Source organism: Paraburkholderia tagetis (assembly GCF_022213065.1).
Taxonomy (GTDB): Bacteria; Pseudomonadota; Gammaproteobacteria; order Burkholderiales; family Burkholderiaceae; genus Paraburkholderia; species Paraburkholderia tagetis.
Window position 1 is genome coordinate 278,592 of sequence record NZ_JAKLJA010000005.1, and the last position, 24,590, is coordinate 303,181.

Below are 24,590 nucleotides of genomic sequence, written 5' to 3' on the forward strand. Positions count from 1 at the left end.
CGCGTGATTGACATTGCCGACTTCGCGCGCCGAGAATGGGGCGCCTGAAAAAACGTTTGCGCATAACCAGAAATACGGCCCGGCCGGGCCCGACAACCGGAGACACAAACGATGAACTCCCGCATTCGCCGGCGCGTTCTTGGCGCCGCAGCCGCATTTGCCACCGTAGCCACCGTCACGCTCGCGGCCGCCATGCCGCTTGCCGCTCACGCCCAGACGGCGGCCGGCCACAAGCCAAAAGTCGCGCTCGTCATGAAGTCGCTCGCCAACGAGTTCTTCCTCACCATGGAGACCGGCGCGAAGGACTACCAGAAGCACAACGCGTCCGCGTTCGACCTCGTGACCAACGGCATCAAGAACGAGACCGACACGGCCGCGCAGATCCAGATCGTCGAGCAGATGATCGTCTCGAAGGTGGACGCCATCGTGCTCGCGCCCGCCGACTCCAAGGCGCTCGTGCCGGTCGTGAAGAAGGCCGTGGACGCGGGCATCGTCGTCGTGAACATCGACAACCGGCTCGACCCCGACGTGCTCAAGTCCAAGGACCTGAACGTGCCGTTCGTCGGCCCCGACAACCGCAAGGGCGCGCGCCTCGTCGGCGACGATCTCGCGAAGAAGCTCAAGGCGGGCGACCAGGTGGGCATCGTGGAAGGCGTCTCGACCACCACCAACGCCCAGCAGCGCACGGCGGGCTTCAAGGATGCGATGCAGACGGTGGGCGCGAAAATCGTTTCCGTGCAGTCGGGCGAATGGGAAATCGACAAGGGCAATGCGGTCGCCTCGGCCATGCTCAACGAATATCCCGACATGAAGGCGCTCCTGTGCGGCAACGACAACATGGCGATCGGCGCCGTGTCCGCCGTGCGGGCCGCCGGCAAGCAGGGCAAGGTCTACGTGGTGGGCTACGACAACATCGACGCCATCAAGCCGATGCTCAAGGACGGCCGCGTGCTCGCCACCGCCGACCAGTACGCCGCGAAGCAGGCGGTGTTCGGCATCGACACGGCGCTCAAGGCGCTCAAGGAACACAAGAAGCAGTCGGAGCTCTCGGGCGTGGTCGAGACACCGGTCGTGCTCGTGACGAAGGACTCCGCGAAGTAAGCGCTCAAGAAAACCGCCACGCCGCCGTTATTCGTACCGTGATGGCCGCGCAAGCGAGCGGCCGCCGTGGCCGTGTCGCTTGAACGCGCGGCCTGAACGGCTGCCGCCCGCTCCGCAATCCTGCGCTACCCCTGCTGGACCCGGGCGGCGCGGCTCGCGATAACAGGATCGTGATGGAAGCAATTGCCCCCGACGCACAGTCACCCGAATCCGCGCGAGACGCGGTGCTGACGGTGACGGGCGCCGGCAAGACCTACGAGCAGCCGGTGCTCGCCGACGTCAGCCTCGCGCTGCACGCGGGGGAGGTGCTTGCGCTCACGGGCGAGAACGGCGCGGGCAAGAGCACGCTCTCGAAGATCGTGGGCGGGCTCACGGCGCCCACCACCGGCACCATGACGCTCATGGGGCAACCCTATGCGCCGGCGAGCCGCAAGGAGGCGGAAGCGCTCGGCGTGCGCATGGTGATGCAGGAGCTCAACCTGCTACCCACGCTTTCGGTTGCCGAAAACCTGTTTCTGAACCGCCTGCCGCGCCGCTTCGGGCGTTTGGGGCGTTCGGGCCGTTCGGGGCCGCTCGGCTGGGCGGGCTGGATCGATCGCACGCGTTTGCACGAAGACGCGCGCGCGGCGATGGCGCAAGTCGGGCTCGAGGCGATTGCTCCCGAGACGCCCGTGGGCGAACTCGGCATCGGCCACCAGCAACTGGTGGAGATCGCGCGCAACCTGATCGGCGACGAGGCGCAGGGCGCCGCACCGCTGCGTGTGCTGATTCTCGACGAGCCTACCGCGATGCTCACGGGGCGCGAGGTCGAGCTGCTGTTCGAGCAGATCGCCCGGCTCAAGGCGCGCGGCGTGGCGCTCGTCTACATCTCGCACCGGCTCGAGGAGCTGGAGCGCATTGCGCAGCGCGTGGCGGTGCTGCGCGACGGCCGGCTCGTGCGCGTGGATGCCATGGCCAACCTCACGCCCGAGCGCATCGTCGCGCTGATGGTGGGGCGCGAGCTCGGTGAGCGCATCGAGCTGGGCGAGCGGCGCATCGGCGCGACGCTGCTCAAGGTGGACGGCATCGGCCGCGCCAACGTCGTGCGCGACGTGTCGTTCGAGGTGCGCGCGGGAGAGATCTTCGGCGTATCGGGGCTGATAGGCGCGGGGCGCACCGAGCTCATGCGGCTCATCTACGGCGCCGACGCGAAGGATCGCGGCACGGTGGCGCTCGCGAGCGCGCCGGGTGTTCCGCCTGTGCCGGTGCGCATCGACTCCCCGGTGGACGCGGTGCGCCATGGCATCGCGCTCATCACCGAGGACCGCAAGGGCGAAGGTTTGTTGCTGCCGCAACCGGTGGCCGCGAACGTGTCGCTCGGCAATGTGGGCGCCGTGGCGCGCTTCGGCGTGGTGGACGCCGCGCGCGAGAACGCGCTCGCCGGCGCGCAAATCGATGCACTGCGCATTCGCACGTCCGGCCCCGGCCAGAGCGTGGGCGAACTCTCGGGCGGCAACCAGCAGAAGGTGGTGATCGGCCGCTGGCTCGCGCGGCGCGTCGCCGGCGACCGGGACGCGAATCGGACAACGAATCGGACAACGAATCGGACAACGAATCGGACAACCGATCGGGACGCGAAACGGACAACAACGGGCGGGGCGGAAAAGGGCGTGCGTGTGCTGTTGTTCGACGAACCCACGCGCGGCATCGACGTGGGCGCGAAATTCGACATCTACGCGCTGATGGGCGCACTGGCGCGCGATGGCTGCGCGCTCGTCGTGGTGTCGAGCGATTTGCGCGAGCTGATGCTGATCTGCGACCGCATCGGTGTTATGTCGGCGGGAAAAATGACGGCGATCTACGCGCGCGGCGAGTGGACCCAGGATGCATTGCTCGGCGCGGCTTTCGCGGGTTATCGCGCCGAAGACGCGGTGCTCGCCGATGTCGCCGACCTGCCTGACCTGCAAGCGGCCATGCCCGCGGATCGACCCGAGGGCCGTGTTCAATCGCCGCCGCCCGACGGGCGAGGAGGGAGCGCTTCATGACGAACGGACCGTTGCGCGAACAACCAGATCGATCGACGGAATCGGCACATTCGGCACATTCGCCGAGATCGCCGCAGCCCGCGCCGCCAGGCCACGACGCGCATGCCGCCGCGGCGGCAACCGCGAGCGCCAAGCCAGTTGGCACGCGCTTTGGCTTTTCGAACTATCTGGGTCTCGCGCTCGCGCTGGTCGCGATGATCGTGCTGTTCTCGCTGCTGAGTTCGCACTTCCTGACTTACGATACGTTTAGCACCATCGCGAACCAGATTCCCGACCTCGTGGTGATGTCGGTGGGCATGACGTTCGTGCTGATCATCGCGGGCATCGACCTCTCGGTGGGTTCGGTGCTGGCGCTCGGGGCGTCGGTGGTGAGCGTGGCTGCGCTCAAGTGGGGGCTCTCCGCGCTGCCCGCCGCGCTGCTCGGGTTGCTGGCCGCGGCGGCCACGGGCACGCTCACGGGCGCGGTCACGGTGGGCTGGCGCATTCCGTCTTTCATCGTCTCGCTCGGCGTGCTGGAGGCCGCGCGCGGCCTTGCGTATCAGATGACGAATTCGCGCACGGCCTATATCGGCGATGCGTTCGACTTCCTCTCGAACCCGATCGCGTTCGGCATCTCGCCCGCGTTCCTGATCGCCGTCGCGGTCATGGTGATCGCGCAACTGGTGCTCACGCGCACGGTGTTCGGCCGCTATCTGATCGGCATCGGCACCAACGAGGAAGCGGTGCGTCTCGCGGGTGTCGATCCGCGCCCGTACAAAATCGTCGTGTTCGCGCTGATGGGGGCACTCTCGGGGCTTGCGGCGCTGTTTCAGATTTCGCGGCTCGAAGCCGCCGATCCCAATGCGGGCGTCGGCCTCGAGCTGCAGGTGATCGCCGCCGTGGTGATCGGCGGCACGAGCCTGATGGGCGGCCGCGGCTCGGTCATCAGCACGTTCTTCGGCGTGCTGATCATCTCCGTGCTCGCAGCGGGGCTCGCGCAGATCGGCGCGAACGAGCCGACCAAGCGCATCATCACCGGCGCGGTGATCGTGGTCGCGGTGGTGCTCGATACGTATCGAAGCCGCCGCAGCGGCAGCAGATGAAGTACGAAGGGTGACAAGAATATAACGAGAGCGCGGCCGGTGAACCCACTGGTGCGCTCGCCGAGGGCAATCGCCGTGCAAGGCCGCCGCCAATAACACGCAAGAGGCGCGGCCGCGCGGCGGCAGCAGCAGAAAACGTGCAGGACAAAGCAGGAGCAACAGCAAGATGGCGACGATCAAGGATGTGGCCGCCGTGGCGGGGGTGTCTTTCACGACGGTGTCGCATGTGGTGAACAATTCGCGGCCGGTATCGGCGGACGTGCGGGCCAAGGTCGAGCAGGCGATTCGCGACCTCAACTACGTGCCGTCGGCGGTCGCGCGCTCGCTCAAGGCGCGCTCGACGGCGACGATCGGGCTCGTGGTGCCCAATGGCACGAATCCGTATTTCGCGGAGCTTGCGCGCGGCGTCGAGGACGGCTGCGCGCAGAAGGGCTATTGCGTGTTCTTCTGCAACTCGGACGACGATCCGGTCAAGCAGCGCAATTATCTGCGCGTGCTGCAGGAAAAGCGCATCGACGGGCTGATCGTGGCGTCGGCGGGCGACGACGCCGTGCTCGCAGCGACGCTTGGCGAGACGCGCGAGCCGATCGTCGTGGTGGACCGCAACATCGAAGGCCTGGACGCCGATCTCGTACAGATCGACCACGAGCGCGGCGCTTGGCTCGCGACGCGCCATCTGCTCGAACTCGGACACTCGAAGATCGGTTGCATCACGGGGCCGGTCAGCGCGGCGGTGAGCGCGATGCGCATGCATGGCTTCCTGCGCGCGATGGCCGAGCGCGGCGTCGAGATCGCGCCGGGCGCCATTGTCGAGGCCGACGTTTCGGGCGCGGGAGGTTACCGCGCCGCAGCGCAACTGTTCGACACCGTGCAGCCCAGCGCGATTTTCGCGGGCAACGACATGATGGGCATCGGCGCGCTGCGGGCGGCCGCCGAGCGCGGCCTGCGCGTGCCGGCCGATTGCTCGATCATCGGCTTCGACGACATCGAGCTCGGCCAATTTACGTGGCCCGCGCTCTCCACGGTCGGGCAGCCAGCGCGCGCGCTCGGCGAGATGGCGGCGCTCACGCTGATCGAGCGGATCGGCACCCCGGGGCAGACGCGTAGTGACGCAACGGTGCTCCGGCGCGTGATGGCGCCGCAGCTCATCGCGCGCGAATCGACCGCGCCATGGTGCGGCGCCGCCAGGCAGGCTTCACTCGCGGCCTGAAGCCGATTGCATGGGCACGTGAGCAAGCGCGTGCATAATCGGCCGACTGGATACCGCACAGGAGGCAAACGAAGTGGCGATTGACGAAGCTTGGCGCTCAGAGGCGCAATCGGGTACGCAAGGCAGTGGCAAGAACAGCGCGAAAGCGGCGCGCGGCGGCGTCGCGGTGGTCGGCAGCCTGAACATGGACCTGGTCGCGCGCGCGCCGCGTCAGCCGCACCCGGGCGAGACGCTCGCGGGCAGCGCGTTCGCGCAAGTCGCGGGCGGCAAGGGTGGCAACCAGGCGGTCGCGGCGGCGCGTCTGGGCGCGCGGGTGGCGATGGTCGGCTGCGTGGGCGCCGACGCCAACGGCGAGCTGCTGCGCGCCGGGCTCCTTGCCGAAGGCATCGATTGTGGCGCGCTCGACACCGCGCCAGAAGCGCCGAGCGGCGTGGCGCTGATTATCGTCGACGATGCGAGCCAGAACACCATCGTGATCGTGGCGGGCAGCAACAGCAAAGTGACGCCCGCAAGCCTCGCGCGCCACGAGGCGGCGCTCGCGTCGGCCGATGTCGTCGTCTGCCAACTGGAAACGCCGCCCGAGACGGTGCGCGCGGCGCTCGCCACTGCGCGCAGACTCGGCAAGACCACCATACTCAATCCCGCGCCGGCCACCGGTCCGCTGCCCGCCGACTGGCTGCCGCTCATCGACTACCTCGTCCCCAACGAACTCGAAGCCGCGATGCTCACAGGCCTGCCGCTTGCCACGCCCGAGGACGCCTCGCGTGCCGCGCAGGCGCTGCATCGCGCGGGCGCGCGCAACGTGCTGGTGACGCTCGGCGCGCAGGGCGTTTGCGCGCTGCTCGGCGACGGTGAATCGGCTGGCTCGGTTACTTCGGATGCATCCGATGCATCGGGTGCGCCGACGCCCGTTCACTGGCCCGCGCCCAAGGTAGCCGCGCTCGACACGACGGCGGCCGGCGACACCTTTATCGGCGCGCTGGCAGCACGGCTGGCCGCCGGCGAGGCGCCCGCGCAGGCGATCCAGTTCGCACTGCGCGCGGCGTCGATCTCGGTGACGCGCACCGGTGCGCAACCGTCCATTCCCACGCTGAAAGACATGGAACGCTGAAACCGGGCAGCGAGAGGCGGCGCGTCTTCGCACCCGGCGAAGCGCCCGCTGCGGCCCGTTGTAATTTATTCGTCAGCTATTCCAGCAAACTTCTCATATCGATAACTATTTCAAGCCTCGCTACCAATCCGGCGACAAATTCGGTGGCAAATTCGCAGACAAATTCGCAGACAAATTCGGTTGCAACCGCCGCAGCGGGATCGAGCGACGATTGGGAGACCTTCTGACGCGAGGCTGTCACGACTTTCATGCATGGCGTGTTTCCGCGCCTGCTGCGTCCGCGCCGCTGCATCGCAGCGGCGTTTTTTCTTGTGACGAGGCCCATGCATGCGCGGTCCGGAGCCGGTTACGGTACATTGTGAATCTTGTCACGCGCGCAGACGGGGTCGCACGGTACACTGCGCTGCGCTTCGGCGGCGAAGGCCAAATGCCAGATACCAGATGCAATACCAGGCAACGCCGGGTAACACCGTACAACGCCAGACGTCGCGAGCGCACAGCAGGTCCGGGCGTTAGCGGAGCGCCCAAGCAAGGCCGCAGGGCGAGCCGCTTCGCGCTGCGGCTTTGCACCGTGGCTGCGCACTGCAACCGCAGCGCAGCAACACGCATGGCAGCATGCGCAACATGACGCAAACATGCCGGCTCGATGTGCAATTCGCGGCCGGCGCACGAACGCACAAGAAAGGATCCAGACATGACACGTGACGATCTCGCGCAGCGCCTCGTGACGGCGCGCAGCCGCCATCAGATGATCGAAGTGCTGGCGCCGGAATGCCTGCCGCCCGACGCCGCCACGGCCTACGCGATCCAGCAGGCGGTGCTCGCCGGGCTGGGCACCGCCACGGGCGGCTGGAAGATCGGCGCACGCGCGCCCGGCGGCGCGGTCTCCGGCGCGCCGATCCCCTCGACGCATGTCCATGCCTCGCCAACGCGCATCGAGCGCCAGTCGTTCTTCAGGGTGCTCGTGGAACTGGAGATCGCCTTTCGCTTCGCCGAGCCGGTCGCGCCGCGTGCCGACGCCTACGCACGCGACGAGGTGCTCGCGCTAGTGGGCCAGATCCTGCCCGCCATCGAAATCGTCGACAGCCGCTTCGCCGAATGGCCCAACGTCGCGCCGCTCGCGCAGCTTGCCGACGCGCAGAACAACGGCGCGCTCGTGACCGGCCATGCGCAGCCTTACGGGGCGCTCGCGCGCGCGCTCGACTTCGTCGCGCCCGAGCTCGAACTCGCCTTCGACGGCGTCTCGCTCGTGCCGGAGGTGGCCGGCAATCCGGCGGGCGATCCGCGCGAGCTGCTTGTATGGTTCGTCAATCACTGCGCCGCGATGGGCATCACCATCGAGCCCGAATGGACCATCACCACGGGTTCATACGTAGGGGCGCACCGCATCGAGGGCGCGGGCCTGCTGCACGGTCATATCGACGGCCTCGGTGAAGTCGAGATCGAGTTCGTCTGAAAAGCGCCTGCGAGACTGGCGCGCAAAGGACACGCATATACGCCGCGCACCTCACAGCACTACACCGCACTACACAATACGCAAATGGCCCAAGAGGCAAACGGCCGTCACGCATCGCGCGTGACGGCCGTTTTCTTTGGCGCGCCGAATTCGCAAGCGAGCATCGGCAGGTTGAAACGAGGCGTCGATGCACCGCTCATGCAGTACCCGCTCAAGTTACGGGAAAGCCACTACTGCTAACAGGGACAGCGCGGGGACAGCGCGGCTGTTATCGCCCCATGATCGAATGCGCGCAAGCTCACCAACGCAGGCGCATATGCCGCGTATAACGATAAAAAATCGCTCGCGCATACCGGCGACGGTCCGCAACGACACAGCGCGCGCTGTTACAAACACGGCGTTACAAGTATTCGTTGCGATCTGTACACGGCTTGCGCAGCCGTGCGTTTTATGAAGAAGCGACGTCAGGCGTCGTTCGGGGGTGGCGAAGCTGGAAACGGGTTGGATCAGAGAGGGCTAACTGCGGGGCGTAAGTGCGGGGTATAACTGCCGGCTCGCTGCTCGAGCGTCGATGTTCGGCGCTGTGGTCGTGCACTTGCGGCGTGAAATTTGCGAGCGCAGGAAATTGATTGTACGGTGTCCCCGGCCTGGCTCCAAGGTTCGAGTTTGAACTTTCAATCAGGCTCGATTTTTGTGTGAAAAAAAATTCGAAAAGGTTTAGGATGAATTCGAGCGATGTCGTTTCCGAATAGCGCGCCGCGCACGACATCGGTCCAGATCTCGGCGAGGAGGTAGCATGGATATCTACAGCAGCTTCGCGAACCGCTTCGAAAAAACGCGAGAGGAAGAGCTCTCGCTTGAGGAGTATCTCGCGCTCTGCAAAGAAGATCCCAGTGCGTACGCCACGGCTGGCGAGCGCATGCTGACGGCAATCGGGGAACCAGAACAGATCGACACTCGCAACGATCCGCGCCTGTCGCGCATCTTTGCGAATAAGGTTATCAAGGTTTATCCGGCGTTCCGCGAGTTCTATGGCATGGAAGAGGTGATCGAGCAGGTGGTCGCGTACTTCCGCCATGCGGCGCAGGGGCTCGAAGAGAAGAAGCAGATCCTCTACTTGCTGGGCCCGGTGGGCGGCGGCAAGTCATCCATTGCAGAGCGGCTCAAGCAACTCATGGAGCGCGTGCCGTTCTACTCGATCAAGGGTTCGCCCGTAAACGAGTCGCCGCTCGGTCTCTTCGACTATGACGAGGATGGCCCCATCCTCGAAGAGCAATACGGCATTCCTCGCCGCTATCTGAAGAGCATCCTGAGCCCGTGGGCAGTCAAGCGACTGCACGAATATAACGGCGACATTCGCAAGTTCCGCGTGGTGCGCCGCTATCCGTCGATCCTGCGGCAGATCGGCATTGCGAAGACGGAGCCAGGCGACGAGAACAATCAGGACATCTCCTCGCTCGTCGGCAAGGTCGACATTCGCAAGCTCGAGCAATACGCGCAGGACGACGCGGATGCCTACAGCTACTCAGGCGGCCTGTGCCTCGCGAATCAGGGCTTGCTCGAATTCGTCGAAATGTTCAAGGCGCCAATCAAGGTGCTGCACCCGCTGCTCACTGCCACCCAGGAAGGCAACTTCAAGGGTACCGAAGGGTTCGGTGCAATTCCGTTCAACGGGATCATCCTCGCGCACTCGAATGAATCGGAGTGGAAGGCGTTCCGCAATAACCGCAACAATGAGGCCTTGCTCGACCGTATTTTTGTCGTGAAGGTGCCGTATTGCCTGCGCTACTCGGAAGAGATGAAGATCTACGAGAAGCTCCTGCGCAATTCGTCGCTCGCCGACTCAGTGTGCGCGCCGGGCACGCTCAAGATGATGTCGCAGTTCTCGGTGCTCACGCGCTTGCAGGAGCCGGAGAATTCGAGCCTCTTCTCGAAGATGCAGGTGTACGACGGCGAGAACCTCAAGGACACCGATCCGAAAGCCAAGTCGTATCAGGAATACCGCGACTTCGCCGGCGTAGACGAGGGCATGGCCGGGGTTTCCACGCGCTTCGCCTTCAAGATCCTCTCGCGCGTGTTCAACTTCGATTCGACCGAAGTGGCCGCGAATCCGGTGCACCTCATGTACGTGCTCGAGCAGCAGATCGAACGCGAGCAATTCCCGCCGGAAACCGAGCAGAAGTATCTGTCGTTCGTGAAGGACGTGTTGGCCTCGCGTTACGCCGAGTTCATCGGCAAGGAGATCCAGACCGCTTACCTCGAATCGTATTCTGAATACGGGCAGAACATCTTCGATCGCTATGTCACGTATGCCGACTTCTGGATTCAGGACCAGGAGTTCCGCGACCACGACACGGGCGAGAGTTTCGACCGCGCGGCGCTGAACGCGGAACTGGAGAAGATCGAAAAGCCCGCGGGCATCAGCAACCCGAAGGACTTCCGCAACGAGATCGTGAACTTCGTGCTGCGCGCACGCGCGGCCAATGCCGGCAAGAATCCGGCGTGGATCAGCTACGAGAAGCTGCGCGTGGTGATCGAGAAGAAAATGTTCTCGAATACGGAAGAACTTTTGCCGGTCGTGTCGTTCAATGCAAAGGGATCGGCGGAAGAACAGCGCAAGCATGAAGACTTCGTCAACCGCATGGTGGCGAAGGGCTACACGCCCAAGCAGGTCCGGTTGCTCTGCGACTGGTATCTGCGTGTGCGCAAGTCGTCATGAGCGCTGAGGCAATACCTTCCTGCTGCGCCGCCGCAAGTGTCATGCGGCAGCGCAAAAAGGAAATCCGGCGGGGCGCAGGCCACGGAGCCGTGAGTACGTAAACGTGGCATTCCAGACTGCGCACCTCGCCCATTCGAAACGTGAGCGGGAGACTGGATGTGCTTCATCAAATCATCGACCGCAGGCTGGCCGGCAAGAACAAGAGCATTGCAAACCGCGAGCGCTTCTTGCGCCGTGTGAAGAACTATATTCGTCACGCCGTCTCGGAAGCGGTGCGTGACCGCAGCATCAAAGATATCCAGAGCAACCAGAGCATCACCATTCCGCGCAAGGACATTGCCGAGCCTTCGTTCCGGCATGGCCCGGGCGGCCGGCGCGAAATGGTGCACCCCGGCAACGAGGACTATATTCGCGGCGACCGCATTCCGCGTCCGCAAGGCGGCGGGGGCGGTGGCGGCAGTCAGGCAAGCAATGAGGGCGAAGGTCAGGACGACTTCGTTTTCGAACTCTCGCGCGAAGAGTTCATGCAGTACTTCTTCGACGACCTCGAGCTGCCGCGCCTCATCAAGACCCACCTGATGGCCGTGCCCACATGGAAGAGCATTCGCGCGGGCTGGGCGGCCGAGGGCACGCCGAACAACATCGACGTGGTGCGCTCGCTCAGGAGTGCGCTCGGGCGGCGCATCGCGCTGGGCGCGCCGCTCGTGAACGAGTTGCGCGACCTCGAAGAGCGACTCGAGACGCTGATGGCCGATCCGTCCGACCGCCGCGATGAAATCAAGGTGCTCGAAGACGAGATCCATCATCTGCGCGGGCGCATCTGGCGCATCCCGTTCATCGACCCGTTCGACCTGCGTTACGTGAATCGCGTGAAGCAGCCGCAACCGTCGAGCCAGGCCGTGATGTTCTGTCTGATGGATGTGTCAGGGTCCATGGACGAGCAGCGCAAGGATCTTTCCAAACGCTTCTTCATCCTCCTGTACCTGTTCCTCAAGCGCAATTACGAGAAAATCGAGGTGGTTTTCATTCGCCACCACACGCGCGCCGAGGAAGTGGATGAGGACACCTTCTTCCATTCGACGGAAAGCGGCGGCACGGTTGTGTCGAGCGCGCTGGAACTCATGAAAAAGGTGATCGAAGACCGTTATTCGCCGAGCGACTGGAACATTTATGGCGCCCAGGCATCGGACGGCGACAATTGGACCGACGATTCGCCGAAGTGCCGCAAGCTGCTCGCGGATGACATCCTGCCTCAGGTGCGCTATTTTGCTTATATTCAGGTGACGCCGGAGGAGCAGAACCTCTGGCTCGAATACGCGCAACTGGCGCTCACCGAGCAGCATCTGGCAATGAAGAAGGTCGACAACGCGGCGGATATCTACCCGGTGTTCCGCGAGCTTTTCGAGAAGCAGGTGGAGACTTCATGACGACACGCCACTTGCACAACGAGGCGCGCGGCTATCAGCCGGAGCGCCGCAAGACCGGCGGCCACGGGAAGGGACAGCACGGCAATCACGAGGCTGCCGCAAAGCGGGGGGCACACCCGGCCGAGTCGGCGCGCCCAGAGGACGCGCAAGGGCTCCCCGAGCATGACCTCCCTGAACCCCGGCTTCCGGAAACCAGGGAATTGCATATGAACGTAGCCGACAGACGGCCGTTGCCGTGCCCATCCGACTGGACCTTCGAGCTGATCGAAGAATACGACACGCATATTTCGCATGTTGCAGAGCAATACGAACTGGACGTGTATCCGATCCAGCTCGAGTTGATCAGCGCCGAGCAGATGATGGACGCCTACGCGTCGGTCGGCATGCCGGTGAACTACCGCCACTGGTCGTTCGGCAAGCACTTTCTCTCGACCGAGAAGAGCTATCGCCGGGGCCAGATGGGTCTCGCCTATGAGATCGTCATCAATTCGAATCCCTGCATCGCGTATCTGATGGAAGAGAACACGATGACGATGCAGGCGCTCGTCATCGCGCACGCGGCATACGGACACAACTCGTTCTTCAAGGGCAATTACCTGTTCAAGCTCTGGACGGACGCCCACGCGATCGTCGACTACCTCGTCTATGCGAAGAATTACATCGCTGAATGCGAGGAGCGCTTCGGTCTCGACCGCGTTGAGGAACTGCTCGACTCGTGCCACGCGCTCATGAATTACGGCGTGGATCGCTACAAGCGGCCGCAGAAACTCTCACTCGAACGCGAAGCCGCGATGCGCCGCGAGCGCGAAGCGTATTTGCAGTCGCAGGTCAATGAACTGTGGCGCACGCTACCCAAGACCCAGCAGCCTATCGCCGAGGAAATCGACGAACGCTTCCCGCCCGAGCCGCAGGAGAACCTGCTGTACTTCGCCGAAAAGAACTCGCCGCTGCTCGAGCCGTGGGAGCGTGAAGTCATCCGCATCGTGCGCAAGATCGGTCAGTACTTCTATCCGCAGCGGCAGACCCAGGTCATGAACGAGGGCTGGGCCACGTTCTGGCATTACACGCTGCTCAACACGCTGTACGCGCAGGGCAAGCTCGAAGACGGCTTCATGATGGAGTTCCTGCATTCGCACAGCAACGTGATCTATCAGCCGCCGGTCACCAAGCACTACTACAGCGGGATCAATCCGTACGCGCTGGGCTTTTCGATGATGAGCGACATTCGCCGCATCTGCGAAAACCCCACCGAAGAAGACCGCAAGTGGTTCCCGGAGCTCGCCGGCAGCCCGTGGCTCAAGGCGCTGCACTACGCGATGCGCAATTTCAAGGACGAGAGCTTTGTCGCGCAGTATCTTTCGCCGCATCTGATCCGCGAAATGCGGCTCTTCTCGGTGCTCGACGACGACATGCGCGACGCGCTCGAAGTCTCGGCCATCCACGATGAAAGCGGCTACCAGTACGTGCGCCAGGCGCTCTCGCGGCAGTACGACATGCATCATCGCGAGCCGAACATCCAGGTGTGGTCGGTGAATACGCGCGGCGACCGCAGTCTCACGCTGCGCCATTTCATGAGCGACAACCGCCACCTTTCGGGCGACACCGATGAAGTGCTGCGGCACATGGCGCGGCTCTGGCAATTCGACGTGTATCTGGAAAGCGTCGACGAGAACGGCACGGTCAGGAAGCGCTATGAATGCCGCTATGTGCCGCCGCCAGTGAGGGTATAGGCGCTGCTGCGACACAGCGGCGGCAACCAACCAGCAGGAACAAACCAGCAGGAACACTTGCCGCGACACATCCTCATCGCAACCGAAGGCCAGCCCGCGCGCTGGCCTTTTTCTTGTCGTCGCGCAGAATGGCTTTCGCTTTGATTGCGGCATCGGAAGTCGCGCTGAACGAATGCGCTGTGCCGCGCTAAGATACGGCGCTATTCCGTCTCGTTCAACGCGTCGACCACCCCAAGGAGCCTATGCGCATGCAGGAATCGAAAGGAAGCCGTCGTGGCGTTTGAATTCTTCAGTGGCGTGCGGCCCCTCAATCGCGCAGGAGCGTTGCGCGATGCAAAAGCGGGCATCATGCTCGCGTCGATGAACATCCCGCAATTGCTCGGCTATGCGCGCATTGCAGGCATGCCGGCCGTCACCGGCATCTATACCGGCTTCCTGCCGCTGATCGCGTTCGCGCTCTTCGGCGCTTCGCGCCACCTCGTGGTGGCTGCGGACTCGGCCACGGCCACCATCTTCGCGAGCAAGCTCTCGGCCATGGCGCCGCCTTCAAGCGCCGAATATGTCGCGCTGGCCGGCATGACCGCGCTGCTCACGGCGTTCTTGCTGCTGCTCGCGCGAGTTTTCCGGTTGGGCTTTCTTGCCGACTTTCTCTCGCGCACGGTGCTGGTGGGTTTCCTCACTGGCGTGGGCATGCAGGTGGGTGTGGCGATGCTCGGCGACATGCTCGGCATCCCGTTCACGTCGCGGCGCACGGTCCTGCAGATCAAGCAGATCGTCATGCAGTTCTCCGCCATTCACTGGCAAACGCTAGCCATTGCCGCGTTCGTGGTCGCGGTGATTCTCGTTTTCAAGCGCTTGAGGCCGGGCTGGCCCGTGCCGCTCCTCGCGGTGGTGGGCGGCATTGCCGCGAGCGCCATATTTGACTTCGCGGGGCACGGCATCGCCGTGACCGGGCCGGTGCAGGGGGGCCTGCCGGACATTGCCTTTCCTGCGGTGGGCTGGTTTCAGATGATCGATCTGCTGCAGGTGGCGGCGTCATGCTTCGTCATCATCGTCGCGCAGAGCGCCGCGACGAGCCGCGCATTCGCGGAGCGCTACGGCGAGCGTGTGGACGAGGACCGGAATTTATTGGGCCTCGCCGCAGCGAACGCGGCGGCGTCGCTGAGCGGTGCCTTTGTCGTGAACGGCAGCCCCACGCAGACCGCCATGGGCGAGCAGGCCGGCGCGCGCAGCCAGTTCGCGCAGCTCGCGTTCGCCGCGGTCGTCGTGGTCGTGCTGCTGTTTCTGAGTCGATGGTTGCAATATCTGCCGCGCTGCGTGCTTGCGGCCATCGTCTTCACGATCGCAGTCGGCCTGGTGCATATCGGCCAACTGATCGATATTCGCCGGGAAAGCCGTGGAGAATTCCGGCTCGCGGTGATCACGGCGCTCTCCGTGGTCGTCATCGGCGTGGAGAACGGCATTCTCATCGCGATCGGGCTTTCGCTGCTGCGCCACGTGCGCCACAGCTATCGTCCGCACACGATGGTGCTGGCGCCCAACGAGAAGGGGCGCTGGATGCCCGTACCCGCGCAAGCAGGTCTCGTGACCGATTCCGGGCTCATCGTTTACCGCTTCGGCGCAGACCTTTTCTATGCCAACGACCATCTCTTCGTCGACGAGGTGCGAAGTCTGATCGATGGGGCGCCGGCGCCCGTTCACTGGCTCGTGATCGACGCAGCGGCGATCACCGACGTCGATTACTCGGCAGGCCGTTCGGTCAACGAACTATGCGAATCGCTACGTAGTCGCGGCATCAAAGTGATATTCGGGCGGGTCAACCGGTATCTGCGCGCGGACATGGATCGCCACGGCATCACACCCGTGGTGGGCGCGGAAAACCTCTACACGACGCTGCATGAAGCGCTCGCCGCCGTGCATCCGGACTTTGGCCAGCACGCCGACGCGTGACGCGGCCTTGCTCCATACTCGCGAAGCGCGGCCCCCGCTCCGACAGGACTGCCGCACTCGCGAAACTCGCGAAACTCGCGAACGTCGCGAACCGTGAGGCGTGCACCTTGCTGTAGTTCGCGGGCTTGCGCGGGAACTACATAACATTCTCCAGAAAAACCCGGATTGCCCGCTAGATTTCGCGGCTGATATCGTGCGCCTCAAGCGCTGTGGAAGCGCTTCCATTTCGCCGCCGACGGGGCGCTGCAATACCGGCCGACGGCCCTCGCGCAGGAGCTTTCGTGACGCACGATATCGCCGCTTCGCCCCATTCGGGCTCGACCGCCGCGCTCGAAGACGACGCCTTCACGCCGTCGCCCGATTCCGCGCTCTGGCGGCGCGATTTCCTGCTGGGCGCGGCCACCGCGTCGTATCAGATCGAAGGCGCTGTAGAGGAGGACGGCCGCCTGCCGTCGATCTGGGACACCTTCAGCGCCACGCCCGGCAAGGTGCTCGCGGGCGATACGGGCGCCGTGGCTTGCGATCATTACCACCGCTGGGAAAGCGACCTCGATCTGCTCGAAGCGCTGCACTTCGAGGCCTATCGCTTTTCGATTGCCTGGCCGCGCGTGATGGACGCGTCGGGCCGTCCGAACCAGAAGGGCATCGGCTTTTATCGACGCCTGCTGGAGCGCCTGAAGGAGAAGGGCATCCGGACCTTCGCGACGCTCTATCACTGGGATTTGCCGCAGCACCAGGAAGATCGCGGCGGCTGGCTCAATCGCGACACCGCGTATCGTTTCGCCGACTACGCAGCGCTGATGAGCCGCGAACTCTCGGGTCTCGTCGACGCGTGGATGACGCTCAACGAGCCGTGGTGCTCGGCGTATCTCGGCTACGGCAACGGCCATCATGCGCCGGGCCTGGCCAACCCGCGCTATGCGACCCAGGCCATGCATCATCTGCTGCTGGGCCATGGGCTGGCCGTGGCGGCGCTGCGCGCGAATGATCCGCACTCGGCCAGAGGCATCGTCGCGAACGTCGGCCGCGGCACGGCGGACCCGGATTCGCCCGCCGACCTCAGCGCCGCGCGCCGCTTCGAAGTGCAGCACAACGCATGGATTCTCGATCCTCTGCTCAAGGGCGAATATCCGGCGGAGTTGTTCGAGTTGTGGCCCTGCACCGAGCCGCTCGTGCTCGATGGCGACATGCAGACGATTGCCGCGCCGCTCGACTTTCTCGGCATCAACTACTATTTTCGTACCCATGTGAAAAGCGACGGCGCGCGCGGCTTCGTCGAGGTGCCGCTGGCCGGCGTGGAGCGCACGCAGATGGGCTGGGAGGTCTATCCGGACGGCTTGCGCGATCTGCTCGTGGGTTTTCACAGGACGTATGAAAACCTGCCGCCCGTCTATATCACCGAGAACGGCATGGCCTCCGACGACCGCGTGCGCGACGGGCAGGTGGACGATGCGCAGCGCATCTCGTTCCTGAAGCGTCATCTGGCCGCCGTCGACGCGGCGATCAAGGCCGGCGTGGACGTGCGCGGCTATTTTGTGTGGTCGCTGCTCGACAACTTCGAGTGGGCATTCGGCTACGAACGGCGCTTTGGCGTCGTGCATGTGGACTATGACACGCAGCAGCGCACGCCCAAGCGCAGCGCGCAATTGATTGCGCGCTTCATTGCGGAGCGGGGCGCGCGCGGCGCCGCTTGAAGTACGCAAGGTTCGCGCGGGGTTCATACAGGAGACACAATGAAGCGAATGGAGCACTCCGCACTTGTGCTGCGCGGCATCGTCGCGGCGCTGGCCTTGAGTGGTGCGCTCGTGGCTCACGCCGCGGACGCGCCGCTCAAGGCCACGGTGATTCACTGGTGGACCTCGGGCGGCGAATCGGCGGCGATCAAGCAATTCGCGCAAGCCTACGATCGGGCGGGCGGTCAATGGATCGACAACGCGATTGCCGGCGCGGACCCGGCGCGTGCCACGGCGATCAACCGCATCGTCGGCGGTGATCCGCCCACGGCGGCGCAATTCAACACGTCAAAGCAGTTCCACGACCTCATCGACCAGGGACTCCTGAATAATGTCGATACCGTTGCGGCGAGAGAGAACTGGAACGCCATTCTGCCCGAGTCGGTGCTCAACCAGATCAAGGTGAACGGCCATTTCTATGCGGCGCCTGTGGACATCCACATGCAGGACTGGTTCTTCTATTCGAAGCCCGCATTCGCCAAAGCCGGTATCGCGGGCGAGCCGAAGAACTTCAGCGAGCTTTTTGCCGACCTCGACAAGCTCAAGGCTGCGGGCCTGATTCCGCTCGCGCTCGGTGGCCAGGCGTGGCAGGAGAAGATCACCTTCGACGCGATTTTCGCCGACATGGACCGCAATCTCTACATGAAGGTCTACCGCGACCGCGACGCGAATGCCGTCAATTCGCCTGCGTTCAAGGACGTGCTGACGACGTTCAAGCGTCTGCGCAATTATGTCGATCCGGGCTCGCCGGGCCGCAACTGGAATGACGCGACGGCGCTCGTGATATCGGGCAAGGCCGGTATGCAGATCATGGGCGACTGGGCGAAGGGCGAGTTCTCCAACGCGAACCAGGTGGCGGGCAAGGACTTCGGCTGCTTCCCGGGCTTCGCGAATTCACCATATATGGTGGCGGGCGACGCGTTCGTGTTTCCGAAAACCGACAATCCGCAGGCCGTGAAAGCGCAGCAACTGCTCGCGACGGTGATGACGTCGCCGAAAGCGCAAACCGCGTTCAGCGAGAAGAAGGGCTCGATACCGATCCGCCAGGACGTGGACACCTCGGGCTTCGACATCTGCGCGAAGGAGGGCATGACGATCATGAAGGACCAGTCGCGCCAACTGCCGAATCCGGAGATGCTGATTCCTCCCGACGTGCAGGGCGCGCTTCAGGACGTCATCACGAACTTCTGGAACAAGAACCAGTCGGTCGATGATGCACAAAAAGCGTTTGCCACGGCAATCAAGAGCTGAGCGGCCAATGTACGCGCTCAAGCTGGATCACGCGCGGCGCCAGGCCCGACGCCAGGCGCGCACCGGGCGCCCCATGCGGCGGCGTCTGTCGCTTGCCGCGTGGATCGCGCTACTGCCCATGGCGGCCACGGTCGTGTTCGCTTATCTCGGCACGATGCTGTGGACCGCGCGCGTTTCGATGAGCTACTCGCGCTCGCTGCCAACCAGCACGTTCGCGGGCATCACGCAGTATGTGCGGCTCTTCGGGAACGACCGCTGGATCGTCTCGTTGCAGAACCTTGCGATCTACGGCGTCTGCTTCATCGCGGCCTGTCTTGCGATCGGCTTGCTGCTGGCGATCTTCATCGACCAGCGCGTAGCGGCGGAAGGCGCGCTGCGCACGATCTTTCTCTATCCGTATGCGATGTCGTTCGTCGCGACCGGGCTCGTGTGGCAATGGATTCTCAACCCCGAGCTGGGCGTGCAGGCCGTGCTCCGGCACATGGGCTTCGCGCATGCGCGATTCGACTGGATCGTTTCGCAACGCTTCGCGATCTATACGCTCGTGATCGCCACGGTGTGGCAGGCCTCGGGGCTCGTGATGGCGTTGATGCTCGCGGGGCTGCGCGGCATCGACGAGGAGATCTGGATGGCCGCGCGCCTCGATGGCATTCCGCGCTGGCGTGTCTACGCGAGCATCGTCGTGCCGATGTTGAAGACGTCGATGTCGACCGCGTTCGTGCTGCTCTTCGTGATGGTGGTGAAACTCTACGACGCCGTGGTGGCCATGACACACGGCGGCCCTGGCACCGCGAGCGAAGTGCCGGGCAAGTTCATCATGGACTATCTGTTCAATCGCGCGAACATTGGGCTGGCGTCCGCCGCTTCAATCGTGCTGCTCGCCACCGTGCTCGCCATACTCGCGCCGGTGCTCTATGCCAGAAGCCGCGTTTCGGCCATGGCGGCGCGCCGGGGAGGGCAAGCATGAGCTCACCACTGGCCGAACCTCCCAGCTCCGGCGTGCGTGCGGCAGCCCCCGCGCGCCGCAAGCCTGTCCCGAAGCGCCGACGCCATTTCACGCCAGCGCGCCTGGGTATATATGGATTTCTGATCATTTCAGCGCTGTTCTTTCTGCTGCCGCTCTATGTGATGCTTGTCACGTCGGTCAAGCCGATGGACGAGATCCGCATGGGCCATCTGCTTGCGCTGCCGCGCCATGTCACGCTCGCGCCGTGGCAGGGCGCCTGGTCGGCGGCGTGCACGGGCCTCGAATGCGCCGGCATTCGCGTGGGCTTCTGGAATTCGGTGCGCATTGTCGTGCCAGGCGCGATCCTCTCGATCGCAGTGGGCGCCGTGAACGGCTACGCGCTCTCATTCTGGCGGCCGCGCGGCGCGGGCGTGCTGTTCGCGGTGCTGCTCGCGGGCGCGTTCATTCCCGTGCAGGTGATGGTCTATCCGCTCGTGCGCGTGCTGGCGACGGTGCACCTGTTCGCCTCGCTGCCGGGCATCGTCGTGATCCACACGATCTTCGGCATGCCGGTGATGACGCTGCTGTTTCGCAATTACTATGCTTCGCTGCCGCAGGAGCTTTTCAAGGCGGCGCGCATCGACGGCGGCAGCTTCTGGCGCATTTTCGTGCAGCTCATACTGCCGATGTCGACGCCCATCGTCGTGGTTGCCTTGATCATTCAGGTCACGGGTATCTGGAACGACTATATTCTCGGTCTGGTGTTCGCGGGCACGAAGAACTTGCCGATGACCGTGCAGCTCAACAACATCATTAATACCACCACGGGCGAGCGGCTCTACAACGTCAACATGGCCGCGACGATCCTCACCTCGCTCGTGCCGCTCGCGATCTATTTCGTATCGGGCCGCTGGTTCGTGCGCGGCATCGCGTCGGGCGCGGTGAAAGGGTGAGGGGCTGAAGATCGCGGCGGCTTTGCGTGCGACCGCGAAGCATGGGATTGGCCCAGGCACTGACGCGTCGGGTCCGGTCGACACAGGAGACAGACGATGGCGAATCCCGCGAACGTAGCGCTGCGCAATCTGCGCATCGACCTTGGCGCGAATACCGTGATCGAGGACCTCGACCTCGACGTGCGCGCAGGCGAATTCGTGGTGCTGCTCGGTCCCTCGGGCTGCGGCAAATCCACGTTGCTGCACAGCATCGCGGGCCTCATCGACGTGGCTGACGGCAGCATCGAGATCGCCGGCGAGGACATGACGTGGGCCGATCCGAAAGATCGCGGCGTGGCGCTCGTGTTCCAGTCGTACGCGCTCTATCCAACGATGAACGTCGAGCGCAATCTCTCATTCGCACTCCGCATCAATGGCACGCCCCGGGCCGAGATCGCACGGCGCGTGCAGCGTGCCGCTGAGATGCTCCAGCTCGGGCCGCTGCTCTCGCGCAAGCCCGCACAGCTCTCGGGCGGCCAGCGCCAGCGCGTGGCGATCGGCCGTGCGCTGGTGCGCGAGGCCGACGTGTTCCTGTTCGACGAACCGCTCTCGAATCTCGATGCCAAGCTGCGCACGGAACTGCGCCGCGAACTCAAGCAATTGCACCGGCAACTGGGCGCGACCATGATCTACGTGACGCACGATCAGGTCGAAGCCATGACGCTCGCCACGCGTATGGCGGTGATGAAGGGCGGCGTGATCCAGCAGTTCGGCACGCCGGCGGAGGTCTATGCGCACCCCGAGAACCTGTTCGTGGCGACCTTTCTCGGCGCGCCGCCGATGAACCTGTTGCGCGGCGTGCTCGAAGCCGACGAGGGGAAGCTGTGGTTTCGCGGCCCGCGCCTTTCAGTGGACGTCTCGCGCTATGCGTTCAAGGGCAGGCCCAATCTCGCACAGCCATGCGTGCTGGGTGTGCGGCCCGAGGATGTGCGGGCCGGCGCGGCGCACGCCAGCTTGCCTGATGAGGCGCTGCAAGGCCAAATCACGCTGATCGAACCGATGGGCAACCACCGGGTCCTCTGGCTCGATTATCATGGAATGCAGATCGCTTCGATCGACCAGGACAAGACCCCGCTCACAAGCGAAGCGCTCGTACCATTCGAGATCGACGCCGGGCATGTGTCCTTGTTCGAAGAGGCGAGCGGCCTGCGACTCTGAACGGCGCCGAGTGCGCATTCATCAGACGAAATAAGGTGGCGGGCAGGCGACGAGACAAGAGCACACGCAATAAGCGCAACGGCAAGAACGCAGAGGGGCTAACAAGAGTGACAACCCTGAAAGACGTGGCAACGCTGGCTGGCGTAGGGCTCTCGACGGCCTCGCGGGCGATCTCCGGCAAGGGGCCGGTGTCGGCCGAGGCCGCCGCGCGCGTGCAGGCCGCCATCGAGCAACTCAACTTCCGGCCTTCGTCCATCGGGCGGGCGATGGCAATGCAGTCGCTCGGCATCGTCGGCATTTTCGTGCCGACCTTTTTCGGCTCCTATTACGGCACCATCCTCAAGCAGACCGATACCGAATTGCGTGCCGTGGGGCGGCATGTGGTGGTGGCCACCGGCTGCGGCGAGGCCTCGCCACGCGAGCAGGCCATCGAGGCCGTGCGCTTTCTGATCGGGCGCGACTGCGACGGCGTAGTGGTCATCAGCCACGATCTGCACGACGAAGATCTCAACATGCTGCACACGATGCATCCGCGCATGGCATTCCTGAATCGCGTGTTCGACCAGTTGCCCGAGGCGTCGTTCTGCGCCGACCATTTTCATGGCGGCGAACTGGCTGCGCGCACGCTCGTCGAGCACGGCCACCGCGAGATCGCCGCGATCGGCGGGCCGGCCAGTTCTTCGGACAACCTCGCGCGTCTCGATGGCTTCTTCACCGAGCTCGCGCGCCATGGCATCGCGCGCGAAGCGGTGCAGCTCATCATGTCGGACTTCTCGCCCGAGGGCGGCTATGCGGCGGCAGGCGAGCTGCTCGACTCCAGACGGCGCTTCACGGGGCTATTCTGCGCGAACGACATGATGGCGATGTCGGCGCTCGCGCGCCTTCAGCAGGCCGGCATTTCGGTGCCGCACGACGTCTCGGTGATCGGCTATGACGACGATTATTCGGCGGCCTACATGGCGCCCGCGCTCACCTCGGTCCATATTCCGACCGCCGAGCTCACCCGCAATGCCGTGCGCTGGCTGATCAACCAGTGCTACGGCACGCATTGGGATATCGAGCGGAACTTCAATGTGAGCGTGACGATGCGCGCGTCGGTCGCGCGGGCAAATTCTGCGCGCCTGGCCTGAAACTCAATCGACCACGATGTTGCCCTCATCCGCCCGATCGCTTGAGAAGCGAAGGGGCTTAAGCAAGTCTTAAGCTCCCGCCGACGAGACTATCGATTAAGTCTGAAAAAGTGTGCCGATGGAATGAAAGCGATTTACGCCGATCTGAAGCGAGCCCGTATGCGCCCGACCTCGAGTCGCGTCGCCGTCCTGCAGTTGTTCCACCAGTTCCCGCACGAGCACATGACCGCCGACCAGGTGTTTCGGCGAGTCCCGCCCGAAACCGAGCAATGCAGTCTCGCCAGCGTGTACCGTGCGCTGGCGCAGTTGGTTGACGCGGGACTGATCACGAGCGCGTGGATTGGCGAGCAGCGCGTCGTGTACGAACTGAATCGCGGCACACGTCATTCGCATCTGGTCTGCAACGATTGCGGCACGATTCGCGATATCGACGACAGCGCGCTCGAATCGCAGCACGAGGCCATTGCCGCTGCGCGCGAGTTTCACTACACGAGCGCGAGTCTGGTGATTTTTGGGCGCTGTGCGCAATGCGAGGCGTCGCTGGATTCCTCCGTACGGCGTGCGAGCGCGCTGCATGGCGTGGATCGGCGTGCGGAATAGAGCCGGGTTACACGCACGGTTGGATCAGGGTGAGAGGTAAATCCCCAAGGACGGCGGCTTGGGCAATTTGGTGATTTTTTGATTTTACATAACACAAATTATCAACCCAAAATTTGTAGGTCCCAAATAGAAATGTCGGGTTTCCGCTAAATAGAAATGTCGTGTTCCGTGTAGGTTGAGCGCCGACAGCCCCCGGGGAGCGCCGGCCATGAACGCGACTGGGACGATCACGGCCGCCGTGAAGAACATGTACACCGACCCGCAGCATCTGCGGGTGAGCGACCCGGGCCGAGTCGAGGGGAATATCGTGTTCACGTTCCTCGATGCGTTCGAGCCGGATACGGCGAAGGCCGAGGAGCTCAAGACGACACTACTGAAAGGCGTGCGTCAGGGATTTTCCCGAGTGTTCGGGCAATGATCGACGTGCGACTCTATGTCTCAGTGCCATTCCCTACGGAGGCAGGCATGCAAGCTGGGACGCTCAAGAATGCAAAGGTCGCCGCTTTTCTGAACCGGTCGGCGTTGTGTCTGCTGATCTTGCCAGTTGCCTGCCTTGTCTGGGCGCTCCAGGCGTACCCGCCACAGTATGCATACGGGCTTTGCTTCTCTCTCGCAGCCTTGGCCTGGCCTTTGGCCGGGGTTCTGTTTTTGATCTCAGCGGGATTCCACGTCCGCACTCCCAAACAACAGCTCGAAAACGACGCAAGCGATGCCGGATGGCAAGAAGCGCACGGGCACTAACCCGTGTGCCGTCCCGCCGGGCGGTCCGCGATAGCGGCTCGAACAAAAGCCTCCTGAAAACCGGAGGCTTTTGAGGCGGCACGTTGCGAGTCTGCGCGAAATGGCTGCGGCAACACAATCTGAGCCCATGCGCGCTCGGGCATACCGCTGTCGCCGCCCTCACCGCTCGCTTGATCGATGACGCCGCTTTCCGGCTGCGTCCTGGCGATCCTATGCATTGGCTCAATGC

At 64.0% G+C, this 24,590-nt stretch carries 19 protein-coding genes and 1 pseudogene; 19 read left to right on the forward strand and 1 reads right to left on the reverse strand.

Going from position 1 to position 24,590, the window contains the following annotated elements:
* Window positions 1-111 precede the first annotated feature (111 nt).
* The 5 genes from L5014_RS09955 to rbsK all read left to right on the forward strand — a co-directional run bounded on the left by L5014_RS09955 (window position 112) and on the right by rbsK (window position 6,528).
* On the forward strand, window positions 112-1,101 hold the full coding sequence (locus tag L5014_RS09955; protein WP_238463454.1) for a sugar ABC transporter substrate-binding protein: 990 nt from the start codon (window positions 112-114) through the stop codon (window positions 1,099-1,101).
* 173 nt (window positions 1,102-1,274) lie between these two features.
* A complete protein-coding gene (locus L5014_RS09960) occupies window positions 1,275-3,125 on the forward strand; it encodes a sugar ABC transporter ATP-binding protein (protein WP_238463455.1) in 1,851 nt (616 codons plus the stop codon).
* Window positions 3,122-4,207: an ABC transporter permease gene (locus L5014_RS09965; RefSeq protein ID WP_238463456.1), complete on the forward strand. Its 1,086-nt coding sequence runs from the start codon at window positions 3,122-3,124 to the stop codon at window positions 4,205-4,207. The genes L5014_RS09960 and L5014_RS09965 overlap by 4 nt, the downstream gene beginning before the upstream one ends.
* 166 nt (window positions 4,208-4,373) lie before the next feature.
* Window positions 4,374-5,417, forward strand: a complete 1,044-nt coding sequence (locus tag L5014_RS09970; RefSeq protein ID WP_238463457.1) for a LacI family DNA-binding transcriptional regulator — start codon at window positions 4,374-4,376, stop codon at window positions 5,415-5,417.
* Between the two features lie 184 nt (window positions 5,418-5,601).
* On the forward strand, window positions 5,602-6,528 hold the full coding sequence (gene rbsK, locus L5014_RS09975) for a ribokinase (RefSeq protein ID WP_238463499.1): 927 nt from the start codon (window positions 5,602-5,604) through the stop codon (window positions 6,526-6,528).
* 76 nt (window positions 6,529-6,604) lie between these two features.
* On the opposite strand, the gene L5014_RS09980 is transcribed toward rbsK, so the two are convergent.
* The gene (locus L5014_RS09980) at window positions 6,605-6,778 is read right to left on the reverse strand and encodes a hypothetical protein (RefSeq protein ID WP_238463458.1); all 174 of its coding nucleotides are present in this window, start codon (window positions 6,776-6,778) and stop codon (window positions 6,605-6,607) included.
* Window positions 6,779-7,222: 444 nt separating this feature from the next.
* Here L5014_RS09980 and L5014_RS09985 point away from each other — a divergent pair, with 444 nt between their 5' ends.
* From L5014_RS09985 to L5014_RS10050, 14 genes and pseudogenes are all read left to right on the forward strand, one after another.
* The gene (locus L5014_RS09985) at window positions 7,223-7,984 is read left to right on the forward strand and encodes a 2-keto-4-pentenoate hydratase (RefSeq protein ID WP_238463459.1); all 762 of its coding nucleotides are present in this window, start codon (window positions 7,223-7,225) and stop codon (window positions 7,982-7,984) included.
* A 796-nt stretch (window positions 7,985-8,780) separates the two neighbouring features.
* The gene (locus L5014_RS09990) at window positions 8,781-10,703 is read left to right on the forward strand and encodes a PrkA family serine protein kinase (protein WP_238463460.1); all 1,923 of its coding nucleotides are present in this window, start codon (window positions 8,781-8,783) and stop codon (window positions 10,701-10,703) included.
* Between the two features lie 158 nt (window positions 10,704-10,861).
* Window positions 10,862-12,130 carry a YeaH/YhbH family protein gene (locus L5014_RS09995; RefSeq protein WP_238463461.1) on the forward strand — a complete coding sequence of 423 codons (1,269 nt, stop codon included), beginning with the start codon at window positions 10,862-10,864 and terminating at the stop codon, window positions 12,128-12,130.
* On the forward strand, window positions 12,127-13,860 hold the full coding sequence (locus tag L5014_RS10000; protein ID WP_238463462.1) for a SpoVR family protein: 1,734 nt from the start codon (window positions 12,127-12,129) through the stop codon (window positions 13,858-13,860). Before L5014_RS09995 ends, L5014_RS10000 begins: the two co-directional genes overlap by 4 nt.
* Before the next feature lie 273 nt (window positions 13,861-14,133).
* On the forward strand, window positions 14,134-15,810 hold the full coding sequence (locus L5014_RS10005; protein WP_238463463.1) for a SulP family inorganic anion transporter: 1,677 nt from the start codon (window positions 14,134-14,136) through the stop codon (window positions 15,808-15,810).
* A gap of 281 nt (window positions 15,811-16,091) precedes the next feature.
* Entirely contained in the window at window positions 16,092-17,504 is a 1,413-nt protein-coding gene (locus L5014_RS10010; RefSeq protein ID WP_420800045.1) for a GH1 family beta-glucosidase, read from the forward strand.
* A gap of 48 nt (window positions 17,505-17,552) precedes the next feature.
* Window positions 17,553-18,794, forward strand: a complete 1,242-nt coding sequence (locus L5014_RS10015; RefSeq protein WP_238463501.1) for an ABC transporter substrate-binding protein — start codon at window positions 17,553-17,555, stop codon at window positions 18,792-18,794.
* Window positions 18,795-18,801: 7 nt separating this feature from the next.
* The gene (locus L5014_RS10020) at window positions 18,802-19,761 is read left to right on the forward strand and encodes a carbohydrate ABC transporter permease (protein ID WP_238463464.1); all 960 of its coding nucleotides are present in this window, start codon (window positions 18,802-18,804) and stop codon (window positions 19,759-19,761) included.
* On the forward strand, window positions 19,758-20,693 hold the full coding sequence (locus L5014_RS10025) for a carbohydrate ABC transporter permease (RefSeq protein WP_238463465.1): 936 nt from the start codon (window positions 19,758-19,760) through the stop codon (window positions 20,691-20,693). The genes L5014_RS10020 and L5014_RS10025 overlap by 4 nt, the downstream gene beginning before the upstream one ends.
* 96 nt (window positions 20,694-20,789) lie before the next feature.
* Window positions 20,790-21,890 (forward strand): ABC transporter ATP-binding protein, encoded by a 1,101-nt coding sequence (locus L5014_RS10030; RefSeq protein ID WP_238463466.1) that lies wholly within the window; start codon window positions 20,790-20,792, stop codon window positions 21,888-21,890.
* A gap of 107 nt (window positions 21,891-21,997) precedes the next feature.
* Complete coding sequence (locus L5014_RS10035; RefSeq protein WP_238463467.1) at window positions 21,998-23,020, forward strand: LacI family DNA-binding transcriptional regulator; 1,023 nt, start codon at window positions 21,998-22,000, stop codon at window positions 23,018-23,020.
* Between the two features lie 123 nt (window positions 23,021-23,143).
* Window positions 23,144-23,620, forward strand: a complete 477-nt coding sequence (locus L5014_RS10040) for a Fur family transcriptional regulator (protein ID WP_238463468.1) — start codon at window positions 23,144-23,146, stop codon at window positions 23,618-23,620.
* A 226-nt stretch (window positions 23,621-23,846) separates the two neighbouring features.
* Window positions 23,847-24,002, forward strand: a pseudogene (locus tag L5014_RS10045) (tryptophan--tRNA ligase); the annotation flags it as partial.
* A gap of 83 nt (window positions 24,003-24,085) precedes the next feature.
* Window positions 24,086-24,361, forward strand: a complete 276-nt coding sequence (locus L5014_RS10050; RefSeq protein WP_238463469.1) for a hypothetical protein — start codon at window positions 24,086-24,088, stop codon at window positions 24,359-24,361.
* Window positions 24,362-24,590: the final 229 nt, after the last annotated feature.